General features: G+C 69.2%; 13 protein-coding genes and 1 tRNA gene. 9 read left to right on the plus strand and 5 right to left on the minus strand.

The window, feature by feature from the left end; genetic code table 11:
- The first annotated feature begins 7 nt into the window (after positions 1–7).
- The 4 genes from pcaH to pcaC are packed head-to-tail and all read left to right on the plus strand — an operon-like array spanning position 8 to position 3,899.
- Positions 8–733 (plus strand): protocatechuate 3,4-dioxygenase subunit beta, encoded by a 726-nt coding sequence (pcaH, locus tag LTV02_RS37250; RefSeq protein ID WP_233036201.1) that lies wholly within the window; start codon positions 8–10, stop codon positions 731–733.
- Positions 726–1,283, plus strand: a complete 558-nt coding sequence (gene pcaG / locus LTV02_RS37255) for a protocatechuate 3,4-dioxygenase subunit alpha (RefSeq protein WP_233036202.1) — start codon at positions 726–728, stop codon at positions 1,281–1,283. The genes pcaH and pcaG overlap by 8 nt, the downstream gene beginning before the upstream one ends.
- The gene (pcaD, locus tag LTV02_RS37260) at positions 1,276–3,510 is read left to right on the plus strand and encodes a 3-oxoadipate enol-lactonase (protein ID WP_233036203.1); all 2,235 of its coding nucleotides are present in this window, start codon (positions 1,276–1,278) and stop codon (positions 3,508–3,510) included. The genes pcaG and pcaD overlap by 8 nt, the downstream gene beginning before the upstream one ends.
- On the plus strand, positions 3,507–3,899 hold the full coding sequence (pcaC, locus tag LTV02_RS37265) for a 4-carboxymuconolactone decarboxylase (protein WP_233036204.1): 393 nt from the start codon (positions 3,507–3,509) through the stop codon (positions 3,897–3,899). Before pcaD ends, pcaC begins: the two co-directional genes overlap by 4 nt.
- Positions 3,900–3,981: 82 nt before the next feature.
- On the opposite strand, the gene LTV02_RS37270 is transcribed toward pcaC, so the two are convergent.
- Positions 3,982–4,845, minus strand: a complete 864-nt coding sequence (locus LTV02_RS37270; RefSeq protein ID WP_233036205.1) for an Ig-like domain-containing protein — start codon at positions 4,843–4,845, stop codon at positions 3,982–3,984.
- 190 nt (positions 4,846–5,035) lie between these two features.
- On the minus strand, positions 5,036–6,496 hold the full coding sequence (locus LTV02_RS37275; RefSeq protein ID WP_233036206.1) for an aldehyde dehydrogenase family protein: 1,461 nt from the start codon (positions 6,494–6,496) through the stop codon (positions 5,036–5,038).
- Between the two features lie 181 nt (positions 6,497–6,677).
- Here LTV02_RS37275 and LTV02_RS37280 point away from each other — a divergent pair, with 181 nt between their 5' ends.
- From LTV02_RS37280 to LTV02_RS37290, 3 genes are all read left to right on the plus strand, one after another.
- Positions 6,678–7,163: a MarR family winged helix-turn-helix transcriptional regulator gene (locus LTV02_RS37280; RefSeq protein ID WP_233036207.1), complete on the plus strand. Its 486-nt coding sequence runs from the start codon at positions 6,678–6,680 to the stop codon at positions 7,161–7,163.
- A gap of 104 nt (positions 7,164–7,267) precedes the next feature.
- Positions 7,268–8,110 (plus strand): p-hydroxycinnamoyl CoA hydratase/lyase, encoded by an 843-nt coding sequence (locus LTV02_RS37285; protein ID WP_233036208.1) that lies wholly within the window; start codon positions 7,268–7,270, stop codon positions 8,108–8,110.
- 30 nt (positions 8,111–8,140) lie between these two features.
- Entirely contained in the window at positions 8,141–9,655 is a 1,515-nt protein-coding gene (locus LTV02_RS37290) for an acyl-CoA synthetase (protein ID WP_233036209.1), read from the plus strand.
- Between the two features lie 63 nt (positions 9,656–9,718).
- Here LTV02_RS37290 and LTV02_RS37295 read toward each other — a convergent pair whose 3' ends face one another.
- Positions 9,719–11,053, minus strand: a complete 1,335-nt coding sequence (locus tag LTV02_RS37295; RefSeq protein ID WP_233036210.1) for an MFS transporter — start codon at positions 11,051–11,053, stop codon at positions 9,719–9,721.
- Between the two features lie 118 nt (positions 11,054–11,171).
- Positions 11,172–12,053 (minus strand): amidohydrolase family protein, encoded by an 882-nt coding sequence (locus LTV02_RS37300; protein ID WP_269821654.1) that lies wholly within the window; start codon positions 12,051–12,053, stop codon positions 11,172–11,174.
- Positions 12,054–12,146: 93 nt separating this feature from the next.
- Here LTV02_RS37300 and LTV02_RS37305 point away from each other — a divergent pair, with 93 nt between their 5' ends.
- Both LTV02_RS37305 and LTV02_RS37310 read left to right on the plus strand, forming a co-directional pair.
- Entirely contained in the window at positions 12,147–12,917 is a 771-nt protein-coding gene (locus LTV02_RS37305; RefSeq protein ID WP_233036212.1) for an IclR family transcriptional regulator, read from the plus strand.
- Between the two features lie 454 nt (positions 12,918–13,371).
- A complete protein-coding gene (locus LTV02_RS37310) occupies positions 13,372–13,797 on the plus strand; it encodes a hypothetical protein (RefSeq protein ID WP_157762339.1) in 426 nt (141 codons plus the stop codon).
- Between the two features lie 119 nt (positions 13,798–13,916).
- On the opposite strand, the gene LTV02_RS37315 is transcribed toward LTV02_RS37310, so the two are convergent.
- Positions 13,917–13,998, minus strand: a tRNA-Leu gene (locus tag LTV02_RS37315).
- Positions 13,999–14,056 lie beyond the last annotated feature (58 nt).

Here is a 14,056-nt window from a genome sequence, read left to right on the forward strand (position 1 = left end):
GAGAGCGATGACGACACCCCTGCGGACCCCGCCCGGCTATCGGCCGGATCCTGCGGAAACCCATCCGCCCCTGCACTTCCCGGCCTATCGCGCCACCGAACTCCGGCATCCGAGCCAGCCGCTGATCCTGCTCCCGCAGCTGCTCACCGAAGTGACCGGGCCGCTGCTCGGCCCCGGCCGGATCGGCCCCAAGGACAATGATCTGACCGCCCAGCACGCGGGCGAGCCGATCGGCCCGCGCATCCTGCTGTTCGGCCGCCTGCTCGACGGTGACGGCCGCCCCGTGCCCGACGCGCTGCTCGAGATCTGGCAGGCGAACGCGGGCGGCCGCTACCGCCACACCGGCGACCGCTGGCCCTCCGCGCTGGACCCCAACTTCTCCGGAGTCGGCCGCACCCTCACCGACCCCCAGGGCCGCTACGAGTTCACCACCATCAAGCCCGGCGCCTACCCCTGGCGCAACCACGACAACGCCTGGCGCCCCGCCCACATCCACTTCTCGGTATTCGGCCGCGCCTTCACCCAGCGCCTGGTAACCCAGATGTACTTCGAGGACGACCCCCTCTTCGCCCAGGACCCCATCTACAACTCGGTCCCCGAAGCCGCCCGCCCCCGTCTGGTCTCGCGCTTCAGCCTGGAACGCACCCGCCCCGAATGGGCGCTCGCCTTCGAATTCGACATCGTGCTGCGCGGCCGCGCGGCCACCCCGTTCGAGGAGCCGCACGATGACTGACCTTTATCCATCGACCCCGTGGCAGACCGTCGGACCCTACCTGCACATCGGATTGACCTGGCCGGACGGCGCTTTCGTGGTGCCGGAGGGGACGCCGGGCGGATTCTGGCTGCGCGGCCGGATCGTGGACGGCGCGGGACAGGTACTCCCGGACGCACTGGTGGAAACCTGGCAGGCCGATCCAGCCGGCCGCTTCACCCACCCCGACGATCCGCGCGACAACGCCACCGCCTGGCGCGGCTTCGCCCGCAGCGACACGCGCCCAGGCGAATTCGCCATCTACACGGTGCACCCCGGCGCACTACCCGGACCGTCCGGCACCGTCCAGGCCCCGCACCTGGACCTGTCCATCTTCGCCCGCGGCCTGCTGCAACGCGTGGTCACCCGCGTCTACTTCCCCGGCTTCACCGCCGCGAACTCCCTCGACCCGGTCCTGAATTCCATTCCAGCACAACGCCGGGACACTCTCATCGCGATACCCGACGGCGACGACTACCGCTTCGACATCCGCCTGCAAGGCGCGCACGAGACGGTGTTCTTCGATGTCTGAGTTGTTCGGCCCGTTGCAGGCGGCCGGTCCGGCGGCGCAGGCCACCGACGACGCCGCCTGGCTCCAGGCGCTGCTGGACGCGGAAGCGGGACTGGCCTGGGCGCAAGCCGATACCGGGCTGATCCCCCTGGAGCATGCCGCCGCGATCGCCGCAGCCTGCCGTGCCGATCTCTACGACGCCGCCGAAATCGGCCGCGCGGCAACGGGTATCGGCAATCCCGCCGCACCGCTCGTCCGGGCGTTGACCGCTCGCGTCGCGGATCGCGAAGCGGCGGGATCGGTGCACCTGGGCGCGACGAGTCAGGACATCATGGACACCGCCGCCATGCTGGTGGCGGACCGCGTCATCGACGCCTGCTGGGACGACGTGACGGCCTGTCGCACCATGCTGGCCGGGCTGGCCGAACAGCACATGTGCACCCCGCAGGCCGGTCGCAGCCTGCTCCAGCAGGCCCTGCCCGTCACCTTCGGCCTCACCGCCGCGGGCTGGCTCTCGGCGCTGGAATCCGCTGCCGACCAGCTCGAGCGGATCCAGCGCGAGCGGCTGGCGGTCCAATTGGGCGGAGCGGTAGGAACTCTGGCCGCGCTCGGTCAGGCCGGTCCCGACGTCCTTTCCGCCTACGCCCGCCGCCTCGACCTGCCGGACCCCGGTCTGCCCTGGCACACCGACCGGGTCCGCATCGCCGAACTGGCTGCGGCATTGGGCACCGTCGCGAGTGTCGTTGCCAAGGTGGCCCGCGATATCACCCTGCTCGCCCAGACCGAGATCGGCGAAGTCTCCGAGATCGCGCCGGGCGCGGGTGGATCCAGCACCATGCCGCACAAGCGCAATCCCATCGCGGCGGTCGGTGCCGCCGCCGCTGCCGCACGGGCTCCCGGACTGGTGGCGACGCTGCTCGCGGTCTCGGCGCACGAGCATCAGCGCGCGGCGGGAGCCTGGCACGCCGAGTGGCGTCCGCTGAACGAACTGCTGCGCTGCACCGGAACGGCCGTGCACTGGCTGCGGACCAGCCTGTGCCGGTTACGTGTTCACCCGCGCGTCATGCGCCGGAATCTGGCCGGCACCGGCGGCCTGCTCATGTCCGAACAGGTCACCGCCGCCCTGACGCCCGTGGTGGGGCGGCTCGCCGCCCACGACGCGGTCACCGCCTGCGCCCTGCGCGCCGCCGACGGCAGCGGCGACTTCGCCGACCTGCTGCTGACCCACCCGCTGCTCGCCCCGCACCTGAATCGCGCCCGCGTCGGCGCGCTCCTCGAACCGTCGACCTACCTGGGCAGCGCCCGGATCTTCGCGGAACGCGCCCTGGCCGCACACCGGCGGCGCGGACGCGACGCCGCAGCCGAGTATGCCGGCGCTGACGCCACCGGCCGGCACTCCGGAGCAGACGTCACCCACCTCGGAGCCCGTTGTGGCGCAGGGGAATCCGGCCGTGTGGACTCCGGCGCCGCCGGGCGCGCTGTCGAGGTACGGGCCGAGGTGCGTGGTGCGGCCGAGGGAACGCCGGTGGTGCTTCTCAACGCGCTGGGTAGTGACATGCGGATTTGGGATTCGTACGTGCGGCCGCTGGTGGACAACGGGTTTCGGGTGATTCGGTTCGATGCTCGCGGACATGGGGATTCGCCGGTACCGGCGGGACCGTATCGGGTCGCGGATCTGGGGGCGGATGTGGAAGCGTTGCTGGATTGGCTGGGAGTCGAATCCGCGCATCTGGTGGGGGTTTCGCTCGGCGGCATGACCGCCATGTGGCTGGCCGCGCACCGCCCGCATCGGGTTCGCGGGCTGGTCGCGTGCTGCACCTCGGCCCGGCCGGGCAATGCCGCCGGATGGATCGAACGCGCGGCCGAGGCGCGGGCCGAAGGTATGGGTGAGATCGCGGAAGCCAGTGTGGCGCGCTGGTTCACGCCGCAGTGGCGCGCCGCTAATCCCGAAATCACCACGCGGATGCGGGAATTGACCACGGATACGCCGCCGGAAGGCTACGCGGCGTGTTGTGAGGCGCTGGCGGGGCTGGACCTCAGCGCCGAGCTGGCTCGGATCGGCGCGCCGACGCTGGTCCTGTCCACGGAGCAGGATCCGGCCTTCCCGCCGGAGCACGGCCGGGACATCGCGGCTCGCATTCCCGGCGCGCGGTTCGAATCCATCGACGGCGCGGCTCATTTGGGCACCGTCGAGCAGCCCGAACGTTTTCTTCCCCTGATCATCGACCAGCTGAGGCGGATCCCATGACCGACGAATCCCCGAATACCGAGGCCGGCACGGCGGTGCGCCGCGCCGTCCTGGGCGATGCCCACGTGGACCGCGCGCAGGCCCGCATCACCGAATTCACCAGGCCCTTCCAGGAGTATCTGACCCGGGCGGCCTGGGGTGAGGTCTGGACCCGGCCCGGTCTGGATCGCCGTATGCGCAGCGCCGTCACCTTGGCGCTGCTCACCGCGCTCGGCTGCGACGAGGAACTGGCCATGCACGTGCGCGCCGCGGTCCGCAACGGCCTGACCGAGGCCGAGATCAGCGAGGTGCTGCTGCACACCGCCCCGTATTCGGGAATCCCCAAGGCCAACACCGCTTTCGCGGTGGCGGAACGGGTGCTCGCGGAAATCTCCGCCGGCGCCGAGTGATCCCGGGTCCCGGACACGAATCCGGGACCGGCGATCGACATGGCGATGCCCGGCCCCTACCCGGGGCCGGGCATTCCACGAATCAGGAACCGAAGGAACCGGTGCTGGGCTTCGGGTCCGGCGTCGGATCGGTGGGCTTCTCGGCCACGTTCACGACCTTGGTGGTCGAGGACCCGGCCACGCCGCTGCGCCCGGAGAAGATCGCGCCGATGGTGTACGCGCCCGCCGCGCCCGGCGTCCACACGAAGGTGGCCTTGCCGTTGGCGTTCACGGGGATGTCGCCGAGCACATTGTCGCCGGCCTTGAACTGGATGGTGCCGCCCGCTCCGGCCGGCGTCACGGTCGCCTCCAAGGTGATGGACTGGCCGACCTTCGCCCCGGTCACATCGGTGATCACGGTGCTGGACACGGCATCGCTGGACACCGTGATGTTCGGGCCCTTGTTCTGGTAGGTGCCGTCACCGAGCGACCCGCCGTAGTGCATGGAGGTCGGCAGCGGGGTGTCGCGGGCGCAGTTCACGCCCACCTTGTACTGCACCTCGAAGGTCTGCGACTTGGGGTTGATGTTCGGGTACACCGGGTATTTGGTGATGCCGAACTCCGCGCGCACCCAGTCCGAGGACGAGGTGTCGAGCTGGACCTGATCGCCGCCCATCTTGGCGGAGCCCGCGACCGGGGTCAGGCAGGCGGGGTGCAGATCCTTGACCGAGTAGATGTACTCGACCGGAATGCCGGTGCGCTCGAACATCGTCGTGACGGTGATGGTGTCGCCGACCACGGGATTCACGTTCGACACGGTCCGGGTGAACTTGCTGTTCCCATCGCTCCAGGTGATCGTTCCCGGTGCGGCCGCCGCCGTCCCGGGGAACGCCGCCACCGCGAACCCGGCCGCCACCGCGAACGCGGCCACCGTCCTGGCCGTACGCTGCATTCTGCTGTCCGCCATCATTTCTCCCACGTACTCCGGGTGCCCCTCGACATCGTCATCGAGGCGCTGATGCACCCGAGTTGGCGCGATTAGATCATGGTCAGCCGTCCAGTGGACACGATTCCGAAATGAACGCATGTCAGATTGTGGGCCCGGGGCAGTGCCGAAAGCCCGGCGGCCGTGGACGCCGGGCTTCCCCTCATTGGATTCAGCCCGGGAACGGCATCTGCTCGGTGGCCACGGTCAGCCAGCGCAGGTTGGAGAACGCGTCGATGCCCCAGCGCCCGCCGAAGCGGCCGTAACCGGAGTTCAGCGCGCCGCCGAAGGGAGCCTGCGGTTCGTCGCCGACCGACTGATCGTTGATGTGCACGATGCCGGTGCGCAGACGCCGGGCGACCCGCAGGCCGTGGGTGGCGTTCTCGGTGAGAATGCCGGCGGTGAGGGCGTGTTCGGTGTCGTTCGCCTTGGCGATCGCCTCGTCGTCGGTGGCGAAGGTGTCGACAACGCACGCCGGGCCGAAGATTTCGGCGTAGTGGATGTCGGCGGCGGCCGACACCTCGGTGAGGACGGTGGCCGGGTGCACCGCGCCCCGCGGTGCGCCGCCGCCCGCCCGGACGGTCGCGCCCTTGGCCACGGCATCGGAGACCAGGCCCGATACCCGCTGGGCGGCGGCCTGGTTCACCATCGGGCCGATGACGGTGTGCGGGTCGGCGGGATCGCCGGTGGGCAGCGCTTCGACCACGGCGGTCAGCTTGTCCAGGAATTCCGCCGCCAGCGACTCGTGCACCAGGACCCGGTCGGCCGACATGCAGATCTGGCCGGAATTGGCGAAAGCGCCGAAAACCGTTGCGCGGACGGCATAGTCGATATCGGCGTCGTCGAGGACGATGAGCGAGTTCTTGCCGCCCAGTTCCAGCACGGCGGGCTTGAGGTGCTCGGCGGCGAGGGTGCCGATGATCCGGCCGACCGTGGTGGACCCGGTGAAGTTGACGGCGCGCACGCGATAGTCGGCGATCAGGGTGCGGGCGAGCTCGGGGGCGTCGGCCGGATCGTTGGTGATCACGTTCAGCACGCCCCCGGGCAGGCCGGCCTCGTGCAGGGCATCGGCGATCAGCAGTCCGCTGGAGATCGGCGCGGCCTCACTCGCCTTGAGCACCACCGTGTTTCCGGCGGCCAGCGGCGCGGCCACGGCGCGGGCGGACAGGATGATCGGCGCGTTCCAGGGCGCGAACGCCGCCACCACGCCGAGCGGTTCGCGGACCGCCAGGCCGAGCACGCCGGGGTTCGCCGAAGCCAGGACGTCACCGCGCGGGGCGGTGATCGCGGCGGCGGCCTCGCGGAAGACATTGGCGGCCAATCCGATATTGAATCCGGCCCAGGGCGCGGCTCCGCCGACTTCGCCCGCCATATGCTCGGCGCCCTGTGTCGCGCGCGCCTCGAGCAGGTCGGCGGCGCGGGTGAAAATGGCGCGCCGCTCGAACGGCGGCAGGGCGGCCCAGGCCGGGAACGCGTGCTGCGCCGCGTCGACCGCGGCGGTCACGTCTTCGGCGGCCGCCGCGGCCACCGTCGCGTACACCGCACCGGTGTAGGGATTGACCACGCCGGTGGTCCGGCCGGATCGGGCGGGGGTCTCCGCGCCGCCGATGAGCAGCGCGCGTGCGATTGCCATGGGATGTCCTCGGTTCCAGCGCCCGCGGCGCGCCGGGCGAGGCCGCGCGATCCGATCGGGCGATCAATGGTTCGTCCGAGCATGGTTCGGCTGTGTCCGGCGCCACTACCGCGATTTCATTGAATGGAAGCCCGCGCGGCGGCGGCGCGGCATCCGGGGTGAGCAGTGCGAAGATGGCCGGGTGACCGGCACCATCGACGACGACCATGAAACGGGACCCTCCACCCTGTACCTCGTCAAACGCCTGGAGCTGGCGGTGCGCGCACTCATGGACGACGCCCTGCGCCCGCTCGGGCTGACCACGCTGCAATACACCGCGCTGACCGTGCTGGAACGCCGCAGCGGGCTGTCGTCGGCGCAGCTGGCGCGCCGGTCGTTCCTGCGCCCGCAGACCATGAACGTCATGGTGCAGACCCTGGAGGAGCGCGGGCTGATCCAGCGCGATCGCGATCCGGCCAATCGGCGGGTGCTGGTGGCGACGCTGACCGAGCGGGGCCGGGAAGTGCTGCGCGAGGCCGCCCCGCATGTCGAGGGCATCGAGGCGAGCTTGCTCGGCGGGATGAGCGCCGCACGCGGCGAAGCGTTCCGGGGCGCGCTGCGGCACGGCATCACGGCGCTGACCGCCGAGGCCAAACTGCGCCAGGTCGCGGAAATGCCCGGCGACTGAACGCCTTCGGGCTCTCATTCAACGAAAGGATCGATTGACGCTCACCGCGGCGGTGCGGTAGCTCTATCCCATCAATCATCAGCAATACTGATAAAGGAGTGGTGATGGACAGCCGCACCGAACCCTGGGGCAACACCGTCACGGTGGAATTCGACGAGGGCATCGCCTGGGTCACGCTCAACCGCCCGGACAAGCGCAATGCCATGAACCCCACCCTCAACAACGAGATGGTGGCCACCCTCGACCACCTCGAGGACGACGACCGCTGCCGCGCCCTGGTGCTCACCGGCGCGGGCGAATCCTTCTCCGCCGGAATGGATCTCAAGGAGTACTTCCGCGAGGTCGAGGCCAAGGGCACCGTCGCCGCCCAGCTGCGGGCCCGGCGCACCAGCGTCGAATGGCATTGGCGGCGACTGGCTTTCTTCTCCAAGCCCACCATCGCCATGGTCAACGGCTGGTGCTTCGGCGGCGCGTTCACCCCGCTGGTCGCCTGCGATCTGGCCATCGCCGATGAGAAGGCGCAGTTCGGCCTGTCCGAGGTGAACTGGGGCATCCCGCCGGGCAGCCTGGTCACCAAGGCCATGGCCGCCACCGTCTCCCAGCGCGACGCGCTGTACTACATCATGACCGGCGAACCCTTCGACGGCGCCCGCGCCGCCGAGATGCGCCTGGTCAACGAGGCCGTGCCGACCGAGCGGCTGCGCGAGCGCACCCGTGAACTCGCCCTCAAGCTGGCCGCGCTGAACCCGGTGGTGCTGCACACCGCCAAGGTCGGCTACAAGTACGCGGCCGAGCTGACCTGGGCGCAGTCCGAGGACTACCTGTACGCCAAGCTGGACCAGTCGCGCACCCTCGACCCCGAGCACGGCCGCGAACAGGGCCTGAGCCAATTCCTCGACGACAAGAGCTACCGGCCCGGCCTCGCCGCCTTCGACCGGTCCAAATAGGCTGCGGCGCGAACTGCGAGAGAGGTGAACGTGCGCAATCGAGGACTGGGCTCCTGGCCCGCACGCCGGGCCCGGATGGCCCCGGACGCCGTCGCCATCACCTGCGCCGGCGACTCGATCACCTACGCGCGGCTCAGCGAGCACGCCACCCGGGCCGCGCACGCGCTGCGCGGCCTGGGGGTGCGCGCCGGTGACCGGGTCGCCTACCTGGGCCCCAACCATCCGGTCTATCTGGAGGTGTTCTTCGCCGCCGGGCTGCTGGGGGCGGTCTTCGTACCGCTCAACACCCGGTCCACGGCGGCGGAGCTCGAGTACGCGCTCACCGATTCCGGTGCGGCCGTACTCGTGCACACCGGCGAGCACGATGCCCTGGTGACGGCCCTGCCCGGCACCGTCACCCCGGGCATCGTGCGCGTCGGCGCGGCGGGTGAGGCGGGCGGCTACGCGGAGCTGCTGGCCGCCGCGCCGACCGAACCGATAGACGAGCCGGTGGAGCAGGATCAGGACTGCCTGATCCTGTACACCTCCGGCAGCACCGGCAGGCCCAAGGGCGCGGTGCTCACGCACGGCAATCTGACCTGGAACTGCATCAATGTGATCATCGAAACCGATGTGGCCACCGACGAAGCGACGTTGGTGGCCGCACCGCTGTTCCACGCCGGCGCGCTCGGCATGGTGTGCCTGCCGACCCTGCTCAAGGGCGGGCGGGTGGTGCTGCTCGGCAAATTCGATCCGGCGACCGTGCTGGAGATCATCGAAACCGAACGCATCACCTGGATGTTCGGCGTGCCCACCATGTTCGACACCCTGGCCGCGCATCCACGCTGGGCCGAGACCGATCTGTCCAGCCTGCGTATCCTGCTGTGCGGCGGATCTCCGGTGCCGCACAGCACGATTCGGCGCTACCTTGATCGCAGCCTGAGCTTCGTGCAGGGCTACGGCATGACCGAGGCCGCGCCGGGCGTGCTGCTGCTGGATCGCGAGCACGCCGAATCCAAGCTCGGATCCGCCGGCGTGCCTTCGTTCTTCACCGAGGTGAAGGTGGTCGGCGCCGACGGCGAGCAGGTGGCCGTGGGCGAGCGGGGCGAGGTGCTGGTGGGCGGCCCGAATGTCATGCGCGGCTATTGGCAGCGCCCCGACGCCACCGCGGAATCGTTGCGGGACGGCTGGTTCCACTCCGGCGATGTCGCCACCGTGGACGCCGACGGCTACGTGTTCGTGGTGGACCGGATCAAGGACATGATCATCTCCGGTGGTGAGAACGTCTATCCGGCCGAGGTGGAGAACGAACTGTGCCACCATCCGGCGGTCGCCATGTGCTCGGTCATCGGCGTACCCGACGCGCGCTGGGGCGAGGTCGGCAAGGCGGTGGTCGTCCCGGCCGGGCCGGAGCATCCGGAAGCCGCTGAGCTGCTGGGCTTTCTGCGCGAGCGGCTGGCCGGGTTCAAGGTGCCCAAGTACCTGGAATTCGTGGCGGAACTGCCCACCACGGGTTCGGGGAAGATCCGCAAGGCCGATGTGAAGGCGCTCTACGGGCGCATCTGATTCGGCCGGGCGACAACGAAAGGCCGGTTCCCTCAAGGGGAACCGGCCTTCTTCGTGCGTCGGTCAGTGCGCGGTCAGCTCGGGTTCGGCCGCGCGTGCCGTCCGGGCGGCGAACGCCGGGCTGTGGGCGATCAGCACGGCGATGGCCGACAGCACCGTCATGCCCGCCAGATAGACGCCGATGAGCAGCGAACTGCCCGTGCCGGCGAGGATGGCCGTGGCGATGATCGGGGACAGCGAGCCGCCCAGAATCGCGCCGAACTGATAGCCGATGGATGCGCCGGAGTAGCGCACCCGGGTCGGGAACAGCTCGCTGATCACCGCCGGAAGTGGCGCGTACTGCGTGGTATTGGCGATCAGGGCGACCGAACAGCCGATCAGCGCCGCCAGTACGATGCCGGTGTCGAAGATCGGGAAGAACGCCAGCGCCGCCCCGACCTGGAACACCGAGCCGATCAGCATCAGCTTGCGCCGGCTCCAGCGATCGGCGAGCGTCGCGGTCACCAGCGTCGCCACGAACTGCACCGCGCTGGCCACGATCACCACGATCAGCAGGCTGTTGCGCGAGTACCCGATCTCCTTGGTGCCGTAGGAAAGAATGTAGGTCAGCACGATATAGCCCAGCGCCGGGCTGGACGCGGTGGCGAAGATGGCGATCAGCACGCTCTTCGGGTACACCCGCAGCACCTCGAGGATCGGCAGTCGCGCCGTATCGTGTTCGGCCGCTTGCTGTTCGAACATCGGGCTCTCGCTCAGCTGCCGCCGCGCGTACAGCCCGTAGATCACCAGCACGATGCTGGAGACGAACGCCACGCGCCAGCCCCAGCTGGTGAAGGAATCACCGGCCCAGGTCGAGAGCATCAGCATCACGCTGTAGGCCAGCACCGCGCCCGCGGGCACGCCGAGTTGCGTTGCCGCGCCGTAGAACACGCGTCTTTTCGGCGGCGCGTGCTCGATGGCCATCAGTGACGCGCCGCCCCACTCCGCGCCCACCGCCACGCCCTGCAGCAGGCGCAGCGCCACCAGCAGCACCGGGGCCGCCATGCCGATCTGATCGTAGGTGGGCAGCAGGCCCACCAGGACGGTGGAACCGCCCATGATCAGCAGCGAGATGATGAGCACCCGCTTGCGGCCGAAGCGATCGCCGAAATGCCCGGCCACCACTCCGCCCAGCGGCCGGGAGAGGAAGCCGACCGCGAAGCTGGCGAACGAACCCAGTTGGCTCACCGCGGGATTGGACGAGGGGAAGTACTGCGGCGCGAAGATGAGGGCCGCCGCGGCACCGTAGAGGAAGAAGTCGTACCACTCGATGGCGGTTCCGACGAAGCTCGCGACGGCGGCCTTGCGGGCCGCCTGCGGGTTCGTCGGGGTCGCGCCGTCGCTGGGCTGGCTGTGCATCAACCGGCTCCTGTTCGATCAAGGGCTGAATCGCCGAACAGGAAAGGCCATGCACCGGCCCGCTCTCAATACGTCTTTCCGTTCAATGAGAGAACTGGATCACAACCAGAGCGAAGGGCTATGACCGATCGGCGGGTTTCAGTCCCAGCGCGCGGACCGCATTCTCCTTCATGATCTTTGGCCGGACGTGCGGTTTGATGTCGAGCTGCTCGAAATCGCGCACCCAGCGTTCCGGGGTGAGCATCGGATAGTCCGAGCCGAACAGCACCTTGTCCGCCAGCGGGCCGTTGGCCGCCCGGAGCAGCTGCGGCGGAAAGTATTTCGGCGACCAGCCGGACAGGTCGATGTACACGTTCGCCTTGTGGGTGGCGATGGAGATGGCCTCGTCCTGCCACGGCACCGAGGGATGCGCCATGATCACGGTCAGTTCCGGGAAGTCGGCCGCCACATCGTCGAGCAGCATCGGGTCCGAATAGCGCAGTTTGATGCCGCGCCCGCCCGGCAGGCCCGCGCCGATGCCGGTCTGACCGGTGTGGAAAAGCGCTGGGACGCCCAGGGATTGCAGTTCCTCGTAGAGCGGATACGCCTTCGGGTCATTGGGTTCGAACGCCTGCAGGCTGGGGTGGAACTTGAACCCGCGCACCCCGTGCTCGGTCACCAGCCGCCGTGCCGCGCGCACGCCCGCCGCGCCGCGCGCCGGATCGATGGAGCCGAACGGGATCAGCACGTCCGCGTGCCGCGCCGCGGCTTCGGCGATCTCCTCGTTGCTGAGCGCCGGATGTCCGGTGGTGGCCTCGGCGTCCACGCTGAACACCACCGCGGCCATGTTCGCGGCGCGGTAGTGCGCGGCCAGATCGTCCACGGTGGGCCGGGGGGTGTGATCGCCCTTGAAATACGCCTCGGCGGCGTCCATGAGCTGGTCGTCCAGTGCCAGGTGACCGTGGTGATCGGCGTGGATGTGGGTGTGCACGTCGATGGCGGTGATCCGGTCCAGATCCAGCGCCGATGGGTTGTTGACGGGTGTCGTCTCGGAGTGGTACATAAGGCATGTATATCAGTAATCCTGATAATCGAACGACCGGAGGAGGCCGCCATGGCCAGATCGATGAGCGGCGAATCCCTCATGTCCCGGGTGGTCCGGATCTACGAGGCGTTCGGCCCCGAACATCGCGCGGTCACCCTCTCCGAACTGGCCCGGCGCAGCGATCTTCCGCTCGCCACCGCCTCCCGGCTGGTGAACGAACTCATCGACTACGGCTGGCTGCGCCGCGACGCGCAGCGCCGGATCTGCATCGGGGTGCGCATGTGGGAGCTCGCCTCCCGGGCCGCCCCGACCTTCGGGCTTCAGGAAGCGGCGATTCCGATCATGTCCGATCTGCACGCCGCCATCGGTCACCACGTGCAATTGGGTGTGCTGCACGAGCGCGAGGTGCTCTACATCGAGCGGCTCTCCGCCTCCCGCTCCATTCGCAACAAGGTGCACCTGGCCGGCCGCCTGCCCCTGCACGCCTCCTCCACCGGGCTGGTGCTGCTCGCGCACGCGCCCGCCGAACTGCAGGAAGCGGTGCTGGCCGGGTCTTTACGCGCGCTCACCACGCATACCCTCGTCGAGCCGGACCGGCTGCGCTCGTCGCTGAGCGAGATCCGGCGCACCGGAATCGCCTACTGCCCAGGCTATGTCGACGAATGCGCGACCGGGATCGCGGTGCCGGTGCGCGCGGCGGGCGGGCGGACCGTGGCGGCGTTGTCGCTGGTGCTGCCCAACAACGCCTCGGCCCGCTCGGCCATCCCCGCGCTGCGCGCCGCCGGACTCGGCATCTCCCGATTGCTCGGCGGGGCAACGGAATTCCGCGCCACGGCGTGAGCGTCAGGAGACGAGCGGCTGCTCCGCCGATTCGGTCAGCCGCACGATATCGAGAACGCCCCCGCCGACAAGCCGGTCCGCGTCACCCGCCGCTGAATCGCGAGTGTCGCTTCACCTTCGCGCAGGTGGCGCATGTGATGATCGCTCACGTGTTGCCACCTACCGAAGGTTGTGCCGCTCATGCCTAATGGATTATCCGATTGGTTGCGAAGTCTGCAGATAGACGTGGAAGATCTCGGTATCCACAGCTTCGAAGATCTGTTCGCCGTGAGTGCGCTACTCGACATCGCCGGCACCGGATCTCTTTTCGAGAACCCCCTCTACCGAGCTCCCACCTGGTCCTGAACGGATCCGGGGGACCGGCTCCGGGTGAAAACCGCATTGAAGCGCTAGCGTTTCACTACTCTTCCTCTCGGTGGGCGATCCGGCTCGCCGAAAGGAAGAGAAGGTCTCCATGTCAAAGCGTTCGATCGGCGCCTGTGCCGCAGCCGGTTTCGCGGCCCTCGCCGCCCCCGTCCTCCTGGCCGCCCCCGCCTCGGCAAGCGTCACCGGCATCAAGGTCGAAGGATCGACCGCGGGTTCCGACTGCGCCGTCGCCGCCACCTGCCGCATCAGCGTCACCCTCTCCGGCTCCGACGCCACCTCCCCGATCACCGTGAAGGTCGACGGCGTCACCATCGTCGACGCCCTCACCCCCGCGAACAGCACCCCCACCATCGAATGGACGCCCCCGGCCAAGGCCAAATACACCGTCACCGTGACCCAGGCGGGCAAGACCGCCCAGCTCGAGGTCGGCGTCCCCGGCCGCGCCGAATCCAACACCGGAATCCCCTCCGGCGCAACCGATCTCATCAAGCTGCTGACCGGTTCGGCGGGCTGATCGCGTTCCGCCCTGCTGTTTGCTCGATGGTTACCGGGCGGCGCGGGGCGGAGTGCGCAAACTCTGAAACGGAAAATCCCGGCTCCGCCCGCATGGGGGGATTGCCGGGATTTTCTTTGTGCGCGAGGGGGGACTTGAACCCCCACGTCCGTGGACACCAGAACCTAAATCTGGCGCGTCTGCCAATTTCGCCACTCGCGCTGATGGTACGACCGTCCAAACTTTACCGGGTCTAACGGGGATCGCGAAGCATCGGGCG

The organism is Nocardia yamanashiensis (assembly GCF_021183565.1).
GTDB classification, from domain to species: Bacteria; Actinomycetota; Actinomycetes; order Mycobacteriales; family Mycobacteriaceae; genus Nocardia; species Nocardia yamanashiensis.

Excerpts from the sequence above, each read along its gene's own strand:
- pcaH (WP_233036201.1), top strand. The coding sequence starts at position 8 with ATGACGACACCCCTGCGGACCCCGCCCGGCTATCGGCCGGATCCTGCG.
- pcaG (WP_233036202.1), top strand. The coding sequence starts at position 726 with ATGACTGACCTTTATCCATCGACCCCGTGGCAGACCGTCGGACCCTAC.
- pcaD (WP_233036203.1), top strand. The coding sequence starts at position 1,276 with ATGTCTGAGTTGTTCGGCCCGTTGCAGGCGGCCGGTCCGGCGGCGCAG.
- pcaC (WP_233036204.1), top strand. The coding sequence starts at position 3,507 with ATGACCGACGAATCCCCGAATACCGAGGCCGGCACGGCGGTGCGCCGC.
- LTV02_RS37270 (WP_233036205.1), bottom strand. The coding sequence starts at position 4,845 with ATGGCGGACAGCAGAATGCAGCGTACGGCCAGGACGGTGGCCGCGTTC.
- LTV02_RS37275 (WP_233036206.1), bottom strand. The coding sequence starts at position 6,496 with ATGGCAATCGCACGCGCGCTGCTCATCGGCGGCGCGGAGACCCCCGCC.
- LTV02_RS37285 (WP_233036208.1), top strand. The coding sequence starts at position 7,268 with ATGGACAGCCGCACCGAACCCTGGGGCAACACCGTCACGGTGGAATTC.
- LTV02_RS37295 (WP_233036210.1), bottom strand. The coding sequence starts at position 11,053 with ATGCACAGCCAGCCCAGCGACGGCGCGACCCCGACGAACCCGCAGGCG.
- LTV02_RS37305 (WP_233036212.1), top strand. The coding sequence starts at position 12,147 with ATGGCCAGATCGATGAGCGGCGAATCCCTCATGTCCCGGGTGGTCCGG.
- LTV02_RS37310 (WP_157762339.1), top strand. The coding sequence starts at position 13,372 with ATGTCAAAGCGTTCGATCGGCGCCTGTGCCGCAGCCGGTTTCGCGGCC.